General features: G+C 67.5%; 15 protein-coding genes. 6 read left to right on the forward strand and 9 right to left on the reverse strand.

All coding sequences use genetic code 11. From position 1 onward, the window contains the following. Nucleotides 1-12: 12 nt before the first annotated feature. The 5 genes from CHB86_RS03385 to CHB86_RS03405 all read right to left on the reverse strand — a co-directional run bounded on the left by CHB86_RS03385 (nucleotide 13) and on the right by CHB86_RS03405 (nucleotide 4,665). Nucleotides 13-1,053, reverse strand: a complete 1,041-nt coding sequence (locus tag CHB86_RS03385) for an L-idonate 5-dehydrogenase (protein ID WP_089231261.1) — start codon at nucleotides 1,051-1,053, stop codon at nucleotides 13-15. A gap of 9 nt (nucleotides 1,054-1,062) precedes the next feature. Continuing rightward, a complete protein-coding gene (locus tag CHB86_RS03390) occupies nucleotides 1,063-2,340 on the reverse strand; it encodes a TRAP transporter large permease (RefSeq protein WP_089231262.1) in 1,278 nt (425 codons plus the stop codon). Between the two features lie 4 nt (nucleotides 2,341-2,344). Beyond that, the gene (locus tag CHB86_RS03395) at nucleotides 2,345-2,851 is read right to left on the reverse strand and encodes a TRAP transporter small permease (RefSeq protein ID WP_176442750.1); all 507 of its coding nucleotides are present in this window, start codon (nucleotides 2,849-2,851) and stop codon (nucleotides 2,345-2,347) included. A 73-nt stretch (nucleotides 2,852-2,924) separates the two neighbouring features. Next, nucleotides 2,925-3,902 (reverse strand): TRAP transporter substrate-binding protein, encoded by a 978-nt coding sequence (locus tag CHB86_RS03400; protein ID WP_089231264.1) that lies wholly within the window; start codon nucleotides 3,900-3,902, stop codon nucleotides 2,925-2,927. A 37-nt stretch (nucleotides 3,903-3,939) separates the two neighbouring features. Continuing rightward, nucleotides 3,940-4,665: a GntR family transcriptional regulator gene (locus CHB86_RS03405; protein WP_245837714.1), complete on the reverse strand. Its 726-nt coding sequence runs from the start codon at nucleotides 4,663-4,665 to the stop codon at nucleotides 3,940-3,942. An 86-nt stretch (nucleotides 4,666-4,751) separates the two neighbouring features. Between CHB86_RS03405 and uxuA the strand changes: the two genes are divergently transcribed. Both uxuA and CHB86_RS03415 read left to right on the forward strand, forming a co-directional pair. After that, nucleotides 4,752-5,957: a mannonate dehydratase gene (gene uxuA / locus CHB86_RS03410; RefSeq protein ID WP_089231265.1), complete on the forward strand. Its 1,206-nt coding sequence runs from the start codon at nucleotides 4,752-4,754 to the stop codon at nucleotides 5,955-5,957. A gap of 56 nt (nucleotides 5,958-6,013) precedes the next feature. After that, complete coding sequence (locus tag CHB86_RS03415) at nucleotides 6,014-7,165, forward strand: alpha-hydroxy acid oxidase (RefSeq protein WP_089231267.1); 1,152 nt, start codon at nucleotides 6,014-6,016, stop codon at nucleotides 7,163-7,165. Nucleotides 7,166-7,172: 7 nt separating this feature from the next. On the opposite strand, the gene htpX is transcribed toward CHB86_RS03415, so the two are convergent. Then, nucleotides 7,173-8,084: a zinc metalloprotease HtpX gene (htpX, locus tag CHB86_RS03420; RefSeq protein WP_089231269.1), complete on the reverse strand. Its 912-nt coding sequence runs from the start codon at nucleotides 8,082-8,084 to the stop codon at nucleotides 7,173-7,175. A 180-nt stretch (nucleotides 8,085-8,264) separates the two neighbouring features. On the opposite strand from htpX, the gene deoC reads away from it, so the two are divergent. Both deoC and dusA read left to right on the forward strand, forming a co-directional pair. Next, nucleotides 8,265-8,939 carry a deoxyribose-phosphate aldolase gene (gene deoC, locus CHB86_RS03425; RefSeq protein ID WP_089231271.1) on the forward strand — a complete coding sequence of 225 codons (675 nt, stop codon included), beginning with the start codon at nucleotides 8,265-8,267 and terminating at the stop codon, nucleotides 8,937-8,939. 109 nt (nucleotides 8,940-9,048) lie between these two features. Continuing rightward, entirely contained in the window at nucleotides 9,049-10,092 is a 1,044-nt protein-coding gene (gene dusA, locus CHB86_RS03430; protein ID WP_089231272.1) for a tRNA dihydrouridine(20/20a) synthase DusA, read from the forward strand. A gap of 7 nt (nucleotides 10,093-10,099) precedes the next feature. On the opposite strand, the gene CHB86_RS03435 is transcribed toward dusA, so the two are convergent. The 3 genes from CHB86_RS03435 to ccmI are packed head-to-tail and all read right to left on the reverse strand — an operon-like array spanning nucleotide 10,100 to nucleotide 12,329. Beyond that, on the reverse strand, nucleotides 10,100-10,339 hold the full coding sequence (locus CHB86_RS03435; protein ID WP_089231273.1) for a DUF1289 domain-containing protein: 240 nt from the start codon (nucleotides 10,337-10,339) through the stop codon (nucleotides 10,100-10,102). After that, nucleotides 10,336-10,812: a Holliday junction resolvase RuvX gene (ruvX, locus tag CHB86_RS03440; protein WP_089231275.1), complete on the reverse strand. Its 477-nt coding sequence runs from the start codon at nucleotides 10,810-10,812 to the stop codon at nucleotides 10,336-10,338. Before ruvX ends, CHB86_RS03435 begins: the two co-directional genes overlap by 4 nt. Nucleotides 10,813-10,817: 5 nt before the next feature. Further along, on the reverse strand, nucleotides 10,818-12,329 hold the full coding sequence (gene ccmI / locus CHB86_RS03445) for a c-type cytochrome biogenesis protein CcmI (RefSeq protein WP_176442751.1): 1,512 nt from the start codon (nucleotides 12,327-12,329) through the stop codon (nucleotides 10,818-10,820). Nucleotides 12,330-12,588: 259 nt separating this feature from the next. Here ccmI and CHB86_RS03450 point away from each other — a divergent pair, with 259 nt between their 5' ends. Both CHB86_RS03450 and CHB86_RS03455 read left to right on the forward strand, forming a co-directional pair. Continuing rightward, nucleotides 12,589-13,836 (forward strand): sarcosine oxidase subunit beta family protein, encoded by a 1,248-nt coding sequence (locus CHB86_RS03450; protein ID WP_089231276.1) that lies wholly within the window; start codon nucleotides 12,589-12,591, stop codon nucleotides 13,834-13,836. Next, complete coding sequence (locus CHB86_RS03455; RefSeq protein ID WP_089231278.1) at nucleotides 13,836-14,165, forward strand: TfoX/Sxy family protein; 330 nt, start codon at nucleotides 13,836-13,838, stop codon at nucleotides 14,163-14,165. Before CHB86_RS03450 ends, CHB86_RS03455 begins: the two co-directional genes overlap by 1 nt. The last annotated feature ends 1 nt before the right edge of the window (nucleotide 14,166 follow it).

The following is a 14,166-nucleotide window of genomic DNA, read 5'->3' on the forward strand; positions in this document are numbered from 1 at the left end:
CGGTGCGCAGGATCAGGCGAAGGCGAGCTGCACCTTGACCGAGGCGGTGCGGTCGCCGGCGATCTCGAAGGCCGCCAATGCGTCTTCCAGCGGGTAGGTCTGGGTGATGATCGGGCGCACATCCACGGCGCCCCGGTTGATCATCTCGACAGCCTCGGCGAATTCCGGGTGGAACCGGTGCGTCCCCTTCAGGGCGATCTCCTTGGAGACGATGAGGTTGAGCGGCACGGTCGTGTCGCCCGCCACGCCCACCTGCACCAGCGTGCCCAGCGGATGCAGTGTCTCGATGGCGGAGCGGATCGCCGGGGCTGCGGCGGTGCATTCGAAGCAGACGTCGAAATACCCCTTGTCGGCGGTGTAGTCGCCGAGCTGGTCACCGTCGCGGGCGACGTTGATCGTCCGGGTGGCGCCCATGCGGCGCGCGACCTCGAGCGGCACGTCCTGCAGGTCGGTCACCACGATCTCCGAGGCGCCGGCCTCGGCAGCGAGCGCGGTGCAGAGCGCGCCGATCGGGCCGGCGCCGGTGACCAGCACCTTGCGCCCCGCCAGGTCGCCCGCGAGCGAGCGGGCGTGCAGGCAGACCGACAGTGGCTCGGAACAGGCGGCCTCGCCGATGGAGACGCCCTCGGCCACCTTGAAGCACTGCCCGGCCTTGACCGCCACGCGGTCCCGGAACAGGCCGTTCTCATGCGGCATCCGCATTGCGGAGCCGAGGAAGCGCATGTTCAGGCAGTGGTTGGGCAGGCCCTGATCGCAATACTTGCAGTCGCCGCAGGGGTGGCTGGGGCTGATCGCGACGCGGTCGCCGACCGCCAGGCCGGTCACATCGGGGCCGAGCTCGACGATCGTTCCGGCGGCCTCGTGGCCGAGGATGATCGGCTCGCGCACCCGGATCGGGCCGAAGCCGCCATCCTGGTAATAGTGCAGGTCGGAGCCGCAGATTCCGCCGGCGCCGATGGCGACGAGGACGTATCCGGCTTCCGGCGCGGCGAGGGGCAGGGTTTCGACGTGAAGATCCTTCTGGCCGTGAAGACGGCAGACACGGGTTTCCATTTGGGACTCCTAGGGCATCAGGATGGACGGCAGCCAGGTGGCGAGCGGCGACCAGTAGGAAACCGCCAGCAGCACGAGGATGTTCGTCAGCAGGAATGGGGCGATGGCGCGCACCACGGGGGTGAGCTGCAGGTTGGCGATGCCGGCGCAGACGAAGAGGCACACGCCCACCGGCGGTGTCGTCAGGCCGATCATCAGGTTCAGCACCGCAAAGGTGGCGAAGTGGAGGGGCTCGATCCCAACGGCCTGCGCCAGCGACAGCAGCGGCACGAAGAGGATGATCAGCGCCGCGATCGTCTCCATGAACATGCCGACGAAGAGCAGCAGGATGTTGATGATCAGGATCACCAGAATCCGGTTGTCGGTCAGCGAGAGCACCCCGTCGGCGATGGCTTGCGGGATCCGCTCGGACACCAGGATCCAGCCAAAGACGTTGGCGAAGCCCACGAGCGACAGGATCGCGGCCGAAGAGATCGCGCTGTCCACCACGACCTTGGGAACCTCGCGGATCGGCAGCTCGCGGTAGACGAAGGCGCCGACGACAAAGGCATAGGCCGAGGCGACGATGGCGGTTTCGGTCGGGGTGGCGAGGCCGCTCAGCAGGCCGTAGATGATGAGCCCGGTCATCGCGAGCGCCCAGAACGCCGAGGCGAAGGAACGGCCGACCTCGCCGAAGCCTTCCCACTTCTGGCGCGGGAAGTTCTTGCGCACCGAGATGATGTAGCAGGTCACCATCATCGCCAGCCCCATCAGGATGCCGGGAATGGCGCCGGCCATGAACATCTTGCCGACCGAGATGCCTGAGAGCGCGCCGACGATGATCATCGGGACGGAAGGCGGGATGATCGGTCCGACGGTGGAGGAGGCGGCGGTGACGGCGGCGGAGAAATCGGCCGGGTAGCCGGCCTTCTTCATGCCCGGGATCATCACGCCCCCGATGGAGGCTGCGTCGGCCACTGCGGTGCCGGTGATGCCGCCGAAGAGCATGGAGGCGGCGATGTTGGTGAGGCCAAGCCCGCCACGGATCCAGCCGACGATGGCATTGGCGAAGCGGATGATGCGGTTGGTGATGCCGCCGCGGTTCATCAGGTTACCCGCGAGGATGAAGCCCGGGATCGACAGCAGCACGAAGACGTCCATGCCGGCATAGATCTTCTGCGGCATCACCACGAGCGGGATGCCGGCGAGCACGAGATAGATCAGCGAGGACAGCGCCAGCGTCACCGCGACGGGCACGCCGATGATCAGGCCGGTCACGAAGACGGCAAAGAGAACATAGACTTCCATGGGTTCAGTCCTCCTCGCGGGCCTTGAGTGGCAGCCCGTTGCTGCGGCCGGCGAGCATGTTGATCACGCGCAGCGCGGCAAAGAGGAAGAGCATTGCCAGCAGCAGGGTGACGGTAAAATGGATCAGGTCCATGCGGATGCCCATGGCCGGCGATGTCTGCATCTTGCCGATGGAGGTGAACTTCCACGCATGGGGGATGAGAATGAGCGCGACGGCAGCGGTGAGGATCGCGGAGACCAGGCGCAGCACCCATGGCAGCGGCTCGGGCAGGTTCTCGCAGATCACGTCCACGTTGACGAGGTCGCCGCTGCGGAACGAGAGGCCGACGCCGAAGGCGGCAAGGTAGAGCAGGGCGAAGCGGGTCATCTCTTCCGTCCAGACCGGCGAGGCGCCGGTCGTGCGGCCGATCACCTGGACCAGCACGACGACTATGAGAAGGGCGAAGGAAAGGCCGACACCGACCTTGCACAACGCGGAGACGAGGTTGGTCAACCGTTCCAGCGCGTTCATCGAATATTCCTGTGGGGCAGTGGGGAGGGGCCGGGGCGCCCGCAAGCGCCCCGGCCCGGTGCGTGAGTGGAGCTTATTCGTTGAACAGCGCTTCGACGTAGGGCTTCACCTCGTCGCTGACGTTGGCAAGCACGGCGTCCTTGGCCTTGGCGGCGAAGGCGGCGCCGTCGACCTCGACGAAGGTCACACCCTTTTCCTCGAGCCAGGCCTTGTCGGTGGCGAGGCTGTCGAGGAACAGGCCGCGCTCGTATTCCTGCGCGATCGCGGCGGCTTCCATGACGGCGGCCTTGTCGTCGTCAGAGAGCTTGCCCCAGGTCTGTTCGGCGATGGTCAGGTAGATCCAGGAGCGGACGTGCTCGGTCTCGTTCACGTGGCTCTGCACCTCGTTGAAGTTGGCCGAGCGGATCAGCGCCAGCGGGTTCTCCTGGGCGTCGATGGTGCCGTTCTGCAGCGAGGTGAAGACCTCGGAGAAGGCCATCGGCGTGGGCTGGGCGCCGAGCGCCTTCCAGACGTCGACAAAGAGCGGTACGTTCGGCACGCGCATCTTGAGGCCCTGCAGATCGTCCGGATGGGCGATCGGGCGGTTCGAGGTCAGGTCGCGCGGGCCGCGGGCGAAGAAGGCGATCGGACGGATCTGGGCCTTCTCGATGATCTGGGCCTCGATCGCGTCACCGACTTCACCGCCGGCGGTCGCATCCATGTGGTCGAGCGACTTGTAGGCATAGGGAACCGCAAGGAGGGCCGCCATCGGCGCCCAGTTCTGCAGGCTCTCGCCGGTGATCGTCATGTCCACGGTGCCGAGTTGCATGCCGTTGATCAGGTCGATCTCCTTGCCCAGCGATTCGTTGGGATAGACCTCGACCTCGATGCGGCCTTCGGTGAGGCGGGCAAGCTCTTCGCCGAACTTGACCGAGGCAAGGTGCCAGGGGTTTTCCTCGTTGGCCAGGTGGCCGAGCTTGAGCGTCATGTCGGCGGCGAAGGCCGCGCTCGACAGGACGGTCGATGCAAGGCCGGCGACCAGCAGGCTTCCGATGGTGGTCTTGAGAGTCATGGGGATCCTCCTCGTTGATGACTCGTGGATGGTTTTTTCACTCGGGTGGCGGCGCCCTGAAGGCATCGGGGTGCGCGCGAATGATGTCGGGCAGGTCGCTCAGGACCGCCCTGAGATGGATTCGGATCGCCCCCTCCGCGGCGGCGACGTCGCCGGCCTCGATGGCGTTCACGATGGTTTCGTGCTGTTCGATTAACCGGTCGAGCGGGAACACTTCGGCGCTGAGATAGCGCACCCGGTCCATCTGTGATTTCAGGCCGCTGACCAGCTTCCAGATCGAGGCCTTGCCGGCGCCGGCGGCCAGGGTCTCGTGAAAGATCTCGTCGGCGGCGATGAATTCCGCGGGGGCGTTGGCCGCAATCGCCTTCTGCTCCTCGATCTGGTGCCGCAGGCGGAGCACCAGTTCGCGGTCATGGGTCTCCGCCAGAAGCCGCACGATGTCGGCCTCGATGGCTTCCCGGACGAAACGGATGTCCAGCACCGCGTCGCAGTCGATCTTGCGCACGACGGTGCCGCGTTGCGGGCGGATCTCGATCAGCCCTTCCTCGGCGAGCTTGATGAAGGCCTCGCGCACCGGTTGGCGGCTGATCTCGTATTCCCGCGCGATCTCGGCCTCCGAGATCCGGGCGCCGGGCTTCAGATCGTTGCGCACCACGCGCTCCCTGAGAAGCGCGTGCAGCTGCGGGCCGATTGGTGCGGTCATGTCCAGTTGCATGTCGTGGCGTCCCTCGGAGTCGCTCCGGTCGATCTGTGTATCCTCCATACTTCCATACTAGTCAATGATTCCGATGGGTGGTATCAGGTCGTCGGGCAGAGTCGCTGCCGGGAAACCGAAGAGGGTCGGAAGATATGAGACAGACATGGCGGTGGTTCGGGCCGAAGGACCTTGTGTCGATCGACGACGTGCGGCAGGCCGGCGCAGAGGGGATCGTCTCGGCGCTGCATCACCTGCCCACCGGCTCGGTCTGGACCCCGGACGAGATCGAGGCCCGCAAGACGGTGATCGCCACCATGGCCGACGGATCGCCCTCGACGCTGACCTGGGACGTCGTCGAAAGCCTGCCGGTTTCCGAGGACATCAAGAAGCAGACGGGTGACTGGCGCGCGCACATCGAGAATTACCGCACCAGCATGCGCAACCTCGCGGCGGCCGGAATCGAGGTGATCTGCTACAACTTCATGCCGGTGCTGGACTGGACCCGCACGGACCTCGCCTACCGCCTGCCGACCGGCGCGACCTGCATGCGCTTCGACCTTGCCGATTTCGCGGCGTTCGATCTTCACATCCTGAAGCGGAAGGGTGCCGAAGCGGATTTCCCCGATGACGTGCGGGCCGAAGCGGCGGAGCGCTATGGCAAGATGGACGAGGCGCAGAAGGAGGCCCTGGCCCGCAATGTCGTCTTTGGGCTGCCGGGCTCGGCGGAATCGTTCACCCTCGACGACGTGCGCCGGCACCTCGACGAATACAGCGGGATCAGCGAGGACCGCCTCCGTTCCCACCTCTCGGCTTTCCTCGAAGAGGTTGCGCCGCTGGCACAGGAACTCGGACTGCGGCTCTGCTGTCACCCCGACGACCCGCCGTTCCCGCTGCTCGGCCTGCCGCGGATCATGTCGACCGAGGCGGACTACCGCTGGCTGGTGGACGCGGTGGACCTGCCCGCGAACGGCATCACGCTCTGCTCCGGTTCGCTCGGCGCGCGCGCCGACAACGACCTGCCCGGCATGATGGAGCGTTTGGGCGACCGCGTGCATTTCCTGCACCTGCGCAACGTCCGGCGCGAGAGTGAGGGCACGCCCTGCTCCTTCCACGAGGCCGAGCACCTGGGCGGCGGCACCGATATGGTCGCGCTCATCAAGGCCGCGCTGGCAGAGGAAGCAAAGCGCAAGGCCGCGGGCCGCGCCGATTGCTCGATCCCGTTCCGGCCCGACCATGGACAGGACATTCTCGACGACCAGAAGCGGAAGGCTCAGCCGGGCTATCCGGCGATTGGCCGCCTAAAAGGCCTGGCCGAGCTGAGAGGAATCGCCGCCGCAGTGTCTCACGCGGCGGAGTAACGCGTTCTGACTTCGCGCCGGCCTCGTCCGGCGCGAAATTCTTTTGAGGAGGTCCCATGTCGATCGAAACCCGTTACCCCTCCATCCCCTATCTCGCGGCCAGGGCCCGGCGGCGCGCGCCGTTTTTTGCCTGGGAATACCTCGCCAGCGGCACCGGTCACGAGGTGCTGGTGGACAAGAATCGCGCGGCGATGAACGCCGTCGAGATTGTGCCGCGGGTGCTCAAGGGGCGGTTCACGCCGGACCTCTCGACCGAGATATTCGGTCGCCGCTATACCGTGCCGTTCGGCGCGGGGCCGGTCGGGTTGTCGGGGCTTATGTGGCCGAAGACGGAGATCTACCTGGCGGAGACGGCGGCGCGGAAGGGGATGCCCTACGGGCTCAGCACCACCGCCAACGAGGCGCCCGAGGTCATCGGTCCGCTGGCCGACGGAAACGGCTGGTTCCAGCTCTACACCCCGGTCGATCCCGAGATCCGCGCCGACATGCTGAAACGCGCCGCCGATAGCGGCTTCTCGGTTCTGGTCATCACGGTCGACGTGCCCGTAGGCAGCCGGCGGGAGCGCCAGCTCGTGGCCGGCGTCTCGGTGCCGCCCAAGTTCACGCCGCAAAGCATCTTTCGCGCGGCCATGTGCCCGACATGGTCGATCGCCACCCTGCGCCACGGCATGCCGAAATTCCGGACGCTGGAGAAATACTTCACCACAAAGTCCTTCGCCGGGGCTGCGCGGCTGGTGGGGCAGGTCGTCGACGGGCGGCCGGACTGGGAAATGATCCGCCAGATGCGGGAGGTCTGGGACGGCCCATTGGTCATCAAGGGCATCCTGTCGGAAGAAGATGCGCGGATGGCTGTCGAGGTCGGGGCCGACGGGATCGTGGTGTCCAACCACGGCGGGCGGCAGTTCGACGCCGCCCCGGCCGCGATCACAGTGCTGCCGGGCATCGTCGAGGCCGTGGGCGGACGCATCAAGGTGATCTTCGACAGCGGCATCGAGAGCGGGCTCGATATCCTCCGGGCGCTCTGGCTCGGGGCGGATTTCTGCCTGCTGGGCCGGGCTTTCCTGTATGGAACCGCCGCGCTCGGAGCGCGCGGGGGCGACCACGTCTACGAAATCCTGAAGGCGGATCTCGAGACCAACATGGTCCAGTTCGGCGCGGCTTCGGTTCAGGAAATCCGCGCGGCAGTCGCCGAACGCAGGGCGGCCTGACGGCCGATCAGCCCCAGGGACCTGCGTCGTTGCTTCCGGAGGCGGGCCGGCGCGCCCGACTGGGCGCGCGGGATGCGCCGTGGCCCTGGCGCGCCATCTCGTGCAGCGCAGCGACCCGGTTTTCCGTGGCAGGGTGAGTGGCAAAGAGGTTATCACGCCGGTAGGCGTGCAGCGGGTTGATGATGAACATGTGCGCTGTGCCCGGATTGCGCTCCGCCGAGGCGTAGTCGATTCGCGAAGCGCCTGCCTGAATCCGTTCCAGCGCCGAGGCCAGCCACAGCGGATTGCCGCAGATCTCGGCCCCCGCTCGGTCGGCGGCATATTCCCGCGTCCGGGAGATCGCCATCTGCACCAGGCCGGCCGCCATTGGCGCCAGGAACATCATCGCCAACGTGCCGACGATTCCCGGTCCCTCGTCGCGGCGCCCGCCGAAGAACATCGCGAAATTGGCGAGCATGGTGATCGCACCGGCGAAGGTCGCCGTCACGGTCATGATCGCGGTGTCGTGGTTTCGGATATGGGCCAGCTCATGGGCAATGACCCCGGCCAGTTCCTCGCGCGACAGGCTGCGCATCAGCCCGGTTGTCACCGCCACCGCGGCGTTCTCCGGGTTTCGACCGGTGGCGAAGGCGTTGGGCTGCGGCGTGTCGATCAGGTAGATAGCGGGCACCGGCAGGTTGGCGTTCCGGGCAAGCTCTCCCACCATCACCGCAAGGCCGGACCGGTCGATCGGGCTCAACTCCTGCGCATTGTGCATCCGCAGAACCATCTTGTCCGAGTTCCACCAAGTGAAGGCGTTCATCGCCGCCGCTGCCAGCAGGGCAAACACCATGCCCCCGGTTCCGGCCAACAGGTAGCCGACGCCCATGAAAAGGGCGGTCATGGCAGCCATCAGCAGCGCTGTTCGGACATATCCCATCGGCGGCACTCCTGCGATCCGGATGCGGGAAGACGACCTCAGGGATATAGGCAGGCGCCCCGCGCGTTCAATCGGTTCCGGCGCGGGTGGCGCGCCGGAAGGCATTGCCGAGAACCGCCTGGATGTTAGACAGTCGGGCGAACCGATCACGCGCAGCCACGCCCAGCAGGGAGGCAAGACATGACCACGCCCGGAACCCGGCCCGCCCACGCCGATCTCGCGTCCTATATCGATCACACGCTGCTCAAGCCCGATGCGCGGCCGGAGGAGGTGGAGACGCTCTGCTCCGAGGCCGTGGAATTCGGCTTCAAGGCGGTGTGCGTGAACCCGATCTTCGTGCCGCTGGTCACCGCCTGCCTCAAGGGGAGCGCGGTGGATCCCTGCGCCGTCATCTGCTTCCCCTTCGGCGCCGATCCCACGCCGATCAAGGTGGCGGAGGCCGCCTGGGTGGTGGAACACGGTGCGCGCGAGGTCGACATGGTGATCCCGATCGGCCTGCTGAGATCCGGCGAGCACTCCGCGGTGCGCGACGACATCGCCGCCGTCAAGGAAGCCTGCGGCGACGCCCTGCTCAAGGTCATCATCGAGACCGCGCTTCTGACCGATGCCCAGAAGGAAACGGCCTGCCGCCTCTCGAAGGAAGCGGGCGCCGATTTCGTCAAGACCTCCACCGGCTTTGCCGGCGGCGGGGCAACGGTCGAGGACGTGGCGCTGATGCGCCGCGTGGTCGGGCCGGAGATGGGCGTGAAGGCCTCGGGCGGGGTGCGCACCACCGAGGACGCCCGGCGCATGATCGCCGCCGGCGCCACCCGGATCGGCGCGAGCTCCGGCATCGCCATCATCGGCGCGGCCTGAGCGCCGGCGGTTTCCCGCGTCCTCCGGCGCTTGCCGGGCGGAGGCTGGACCTGAGGCGCATTCGCGGGTAACCGATGCGTTTCCGAAGGTGCGGCTTGGCGTGAGGCAGATGGACGGCATCGAAAAGCGAACAGGGCAGGGCGCAGCGCCCGGACCGGCCGTGGCCGAAAGCGCCCGGCTGTCGGTCGCCCCGATGATCGACTGGACGGACCGTCACTGCCGGGCGTTCCACCGGGTCCTGTCGCGCCGCACGCTGCTCTACACCGAGATGATCACCGCGCCCGCACTGGTGCGCGGGCAGGCGCGGCATTTGCTGGATTTTGGCGAGACGGAGCATCCGGTTGCCGTCCAGCTCGGCGGCTCCGACCCGGCGGAACTGGCCGAGGCGACGGTCATGGCAACCGATGCGGGCTATGACGAGATCAACCTCAACGTCGGCTGCCCGTCGGACAGGGTGCAGTCCGGCTGTTTCGGTGCGGTGCTCATGGAGCGCCCGGCGCTCGTGGGAGACTGCGTTGCGGCGATGGGGCAGGCGACCCACCTGCCGGTGACTGTCAAATGCCGCATCGGTGTCGACGACCAGGTGCCGGAGGAGGTACTCCCGGCCTTTCTCGAGACGATCCGCGCGGCTGGCGTGCGCCGTGTGATCATCCATGCCCGCAAGGCCTGGCTGCAGGGGCTGTCACCCAAGGAAAACCGCGAGATCCCGCCGCTCGACTATCCGCTCGTCCATGCGATGAAGCGCGCCTTTCCCGACATGCACATCTCGATCAACGGCGGCATCGCCACGCTCGACGCGGCGCAGGAGCAGCTTGCGGCCGGGATCGACGGGGTGATGATCGGCCGCGCTGCCTACAACCAGCCGGCGCAGATCCTGCTGGAGGCAGACCGGCGCATCTTCGGCGAGGATTCGGAACCGCTCACCGCGCTGGAGGCGGTGGAGCAATTCCGGCCCTATATCGCGCGGCACCTGTCGGAAGGAGGGCGGCTGCATTCCGTTACCCGCCACATGCTCGGCCTGTTCTCGGGCCGCCCGGGGGCGCGCGGCTGGCGTCGGGTGTTGAGCGAGGGCGCCACCAGGCCCGGCGCCGGTCTGGAAGTTCTGGACGACGCGCTCGATCATGTGAGAACGCCCGCCGACACCGCGATCTGAACGGCGATCAGCTCTCCCGAGCGATCCGAGCAGCGCGGCCGCCCCGCCGCTGCGCAAGGCGCGGTGCGCGGTCGGGGAGCGCTGCCATGACGCCCCGTCGCGCCTCGGGGGACATCCGGGACCAGGCCGCGATCTCGTCCATGCTGCGATAGCAGCCGACGCAGAGCCGCTCCTGCGGATGAATCACGCAGACCTTCGTGCAGGGCGATTCGATCTCGTCCCTCTGCCAGGGGGCGTCGTCCTTCATCCTTCGAGCCTCAGGTTCCTCATCCGGTCCAGCGCTCCTTGCAGGATAAACCCGGCGGCCACATGGTCGATCACCTCTGCGCGACGTTTTCGGGACGTATCCGCCTCCAGCAGCGCCCGTTCCGCGGCCACCGTCGACAGCCGTTCGTCCCAGAAGGTCATCGGCAGCGGGGTCAGCTTCTCGAGGTTGCGGGCGAAGGCGCGTGTCGACTGGCAGCGCGGACCCTCGCTGCCGTCCATGTTGCGGGGCAGGCCGAGCACGATGCCGCCGACCTCGCGCGCGTTCAGCAGGGCGAGCAGCTTCTCCGCGTCGATCCCGAACTTCTTGCGCCGGATCGTCTCGGCCGGGGTCGCAGTGGAAAGCAACCGGTCGGAGATCGCCACCCCGATCGTAGCGGTGCCGAGGTCGAGCCCCGCCACCGCCCGGCCGGAGGGCAGGGCCGCGGCGAATTCCGTGATCTCTTCGAATACCAACCGGGTTACTCCGCCACGCCAGCGTCGACCGCCGCCTGGCGGATCAGCTCGAGTTCCTCGGGGCGTTCGGCAAAGACCTGCTGCGCCTCGCCCCAGATCGCCGCGGCGCGGTCGGTGTTGCCCAGAACCCCATGCGCCCGCACGAGTTGCGCCCAGTCCGACGCCGGTCCGCCCTCGGTGGCGAGCCGTTCGCCGAGCTGGTCGACCATGGCTTGAACCATCGCCTGACGGTCCTCGGGCTCCATCTCCGCCGCCGCGTCGATGTCTTCCTGGCTCGGGCCCCGCTCCTCGATCTCCACCCCGGCGTCGAGCGCCGCCTGCCGGATCGGCGCCAGCGCGGCCGGGTCGGCAAAGGCCTGTTGCGCCTCGGTCCAGATCGCGGTCGCCTGCTCGACATTGCCCATGACGCCATGGGCCCGGATCAGCCGCGCCCAGTCGGAGGGCGGGCCGCCCTCCTCGGCAAGGCGGGCGCCGAGTTGGTCGACCATGTTCTGGATGAATGCCTGCCGCTCCTCCGGGCTCATCTCGGCTGCCGCCGCCATGTCCTCGGCAGAGGGACCACCGGCTCCGCCCGGCAACGGGGCCGGAGCGGGCAGGCTGTACTTGATGCCGGCCATCGCCGCCACGCTCTCCAGCCTGGACCGGATCACCGGCACCCAGGGGTCGCTCGGACGGCTTTGCCTCAGAAGCGGCTCCCAGTACTGGAAGGCCTCGTCGGGGCGGCCGGTCTGCAGGTGCATCAGCCCCACGTAGTAGCGCGCGACCGGTTCATGCGGGTCGCGCTGCAGGGCGTTGCCAAGGGCCCAGTCGGCATCCGCCGAGACATTGCCGCCGGCGGCCTGGATCAGGAGCCCGGCATAGGTGAGGTAATCCTGTGCGGTCGCCATGTCGCCCTTCAGGTCCAGCAGTTTCCGCTGGGCGGCATGGGCGGCGGGGATGTTGCCGATATTGGCCTCGCTGCGCGCCAGAAGCGCCCAGCCTTCCACGTCCTCTGGCGTCTCGGAGACGGCATCGCGCAGTTTCTGGATCAGCTCGGCATATTCGTCGCCCACCGCGACGGGGGGCGTTGCCGGCATGGCGGCCTCGAACTCGGCCTGGCTCGGCCGGTTCTGGCGCTGCTCCTCGGCCATCGACAGCCGCTTGCTGAGCGGCAGGTCCTCGTATCCCGGCGCGCCGATCCGGTCGTAGAGATAGAATGTGCCGCCAATGACGACGAGACCGGCCACCGCCGCGGTTGCATAGCTCGCCCCGCGCGGCGCATGCGTCGCCTGCTCCGAGCCCGCACGGTCGGCGTCGAGGATCCTGCGCTTGATTTCGGTACGCAGGCGTTCGGCTTCCTCCTCGGTCACCACGCCGCGGGCGAGATCCTTCTCCACCGAGCGGAGCTGGTCGCGATAGATGCCGATGTCCTTGTCCTGCGGTTCGGCGTCGCCGGGCTCGCTCGGGCGCAGCATCGGCCAGCCGATCAGCAGGGCGGCGATGAGCGCGACGAGCGCGGAGATGATCCAGAATGTCATGCGTCCTCCCAGGGCGCCGATCACGAGATGTGCATTCCCCTCTACCCGGAACCGGAGGCAGGGCAAACCCCTCGGCGGCGGGGAGCGCGCAGGCGTCGCATCACAAGGTCGTTTCCGACCCTCAACATGCCGCAGTCTGGCGGATGGACATCCGCCGCGGCATGGAAAAGGATGGCACGCACCCGACGCCGTCGCGCGGCGACGCGCCGTCCGCCCCGACGGCCCGCCAGCGGCCGGGGCCAGAACGACGAGGACCGCCATGCGCCGATATTCCGCCTTTGCCATCGCCCGCGAAGCGCTGCGTCACCACCAGGGCTGGGAACGCGCCTGGCGCTCGCCCGAGCCCAAGAAGCGCTACAAGGTGATCGTGATCGGCGCCGGCGGCCACGGGCTGGCCACCGCCTATTACCTCGGCAAGAACCACGGCATTCGCGACATCGCGGTGCTGGACAAGGGCTGGCTCGGCGGCGGCAACACCGGGCGCAACACCACGATCATCCGCTCCAACTATCTGCAGGACCCGTCTGCGGCGATCTACGAAAAGGCCCGCAGCCTCTACGAAACCTTCAGTCTCGATCTGAACTACAACGGCATGTTCAGCCCGCGCGGCGTGCTGATGCTGGCGCAGACCCACCACGAGGTGCGCGGCTACCAGCGCACGGCCCATGCCAACGCGCTGCAAGGGGTCGAGACGGAGTTCGTCGGCCCCGAGCGGGTGAAGGAGATCGTGCCGATCATCAACATCGAGGGCCCGCGCTATCCCGTGCTCGGCGGGCTCTGGCAACCACGCGGCGGCACCGCCCGGCATGACGCCATCGCCTGGGGTTATGCCCGAGCCTGTTCCGGCATGGGCATGGACATCATCCAGAAATGCGCGGTCACCGGTGTCCGTTCCGAGGGCGGCAAGGTCACGGGCGTCACCACCACCCGCGGCGATATCGACTGCGAGAAGCTCGCTATCGTGGTTGCCGGCCATTCCGGCCATCTCGCCGATATGGCGGGCTTCCGGCTGCCCATCGAATCCGTGGCGCTCCAGGCGCTGGTCTCCGAGCCGATCAAGCCCTGCATGGATTGCGTGGTCATGGCCAACACCGTGCACGGCTACATGAGCCAGTCCGACAAGGGCGAGATGGTGATTGGTGGCGGCGCCGACGGCCACAACAACTACACCCAGCGGGGCTCGTTCTTGCATGTCGAGGAAACCGTCCGCGCCCTCGTCGAGACCTTCCCGATGATCTCGCGGCTCAAGATGCTGCGCCAGTGGGGCGGCATCGTCGACATGACCGGCGACCGCTCCCCGATCCTGTCCAAGACCCCGCTCGGCAATTGTTTCATCAACTGCGGCTGGGGGACCGGCGGGTTCAAGGCGATCCCCGGTTCCGGCTGGGCGATGGCGGAACTCGTTGCCAAGGGAGAGCCCGGCCCGCTCGCCGCCGAGTTCGGCCTCGACCGCTTCCGCGAAGGCCGCTTCATCGACGAAAGCGTCGCCGCGGGGGTCGCGCACTGATGGCCTTTTCGGAACTCAATGCCGAAACGATGCGCGAAGACCTCGGCTTCCAGCCGGGGCTCTCGGAGAAGCGCATGTTCGGCGGGATCGCGTTCATGCTCTACGGCAACATGGTCTGCGGCGTGATCGGCGACGGCGGGATGTTCCGCGTGGGCAAAGACCGCGAGACCGAGGCCATTGAACTGGGCGCGCAGCCGCTCTCCTTCACCGGGCGCAAGATGGGCGGGATGGTCGAACTCGACCACGGGTCCTTCGAAGACGACGGCCTGCGGCGGTCCCTCGTGGAAATGTCGCTGTTGAACGCTGCCAGCCTGCCGCCGAAAGGATGAT

Origin of the sequence: Tropicimonas sediminicola, assembly GCF_900188335.1 — a bacterium.
GTDB classification, from domain to species: Bacteria; Pseudomonadota; Alphaproteobacteria; order Rhodobacterales; family Rhodobacteraceae; genus Tropicimonas; species Tropicimonas sediminicola.

Coding starts and splice junctions, on each gene's coding strand:
- CHB86_RS03385 (WP_089231261.1), bottom strand. CDS start 1,053: ATGGAAACCCGTGTCTGCCGTCTTCACGGCCAGAAGGATCTTCACGTC.
- CHB86_RS03390 (WP_089231262.1), bottom strand. CDS start 2,340: ATGGAAGTCTATGTTCTCTTTGCCGTCTTCGTGACCGGCCTGATCATC.
- CHB86_RS03395 (WP_176442750.1), bottom strand. CDS start 2,851: ATGAACGCGCTGGAACGGTTGACCAACCTCGTCTCCGCGTTGTGCAAG.
- CHB86_RS03400 (WP_089231264.1), bottom strand. CDS start 3,902: ATGACTCTCAAGACCACCATCGGAAGCCTGCTGGTCGCCGGCCTTGCA.
- CHB86_RS03405 (WP_245837714.1), bottom strand. CDS start 4,665: ATGGAGGATACACAGATCGACCGGAGCGACTCCGAGGGACGCCACGAC.
- uxuA (WP_089231265.1), top strand. CDS start 4,752: ATGAGACAGACATGGCGGTGGTTCGGGCCGAAGGACCTTGTGTCGATC.
- CHB86_RS03415 (WP_089231267.1), top strand. CDS start 6,014: ATGTCGATCGAAACCCGTTACCCCTCCATCCCCTATCTCGCGGCCAGG.
- htpX (WP_089231269.1), bottom strand. CDS start 8,084: ATGGGATATGTCCGAACAGCGCTGCTGATGGCTGCCATGACCGCCCTT.
- deoC (WP_089231271.1), top strand. CDS start 8,265: ATGACCACGCCCGGAACCCGGCCCGCCCACGCCGATCTCGCGTCCTAT.
- dusA (WP_089231272.1), top strand. CDS start 9,049: ATGGACGGCATCGAAAAGCGAACAGGGCAGGGCGCAGCGCCCGGACCG.
- CHB86_RS03435 (WP_089231273.1), bottom strand. CDS start 10,339: ATGAAGGACGACGCCCCCTGGCAGAGGGACGAGATCGAATCGCCCTGC.
- ccmI (WP_176442751.1), bottom strand. CDS start 12,329: ATGACATTCTGGATCATCTCCGCGCTCGTCGCGCTCATCGCCGCCCTG.
- CHB86_RS03450 (WP_089231276.1), top strand. CDS start 12,589: ATGCGCCGATATTCCGCCTTTGCCATCGCCCGCGAAGCGCTGCGTCAC.
- CHB86_RS03455 (WP_089231278.1), top strand. CDS start 13,836: ATGGCCTTTTCGGAACTCAATGCCGAAACGATGCGCGAAGACCTCGGC.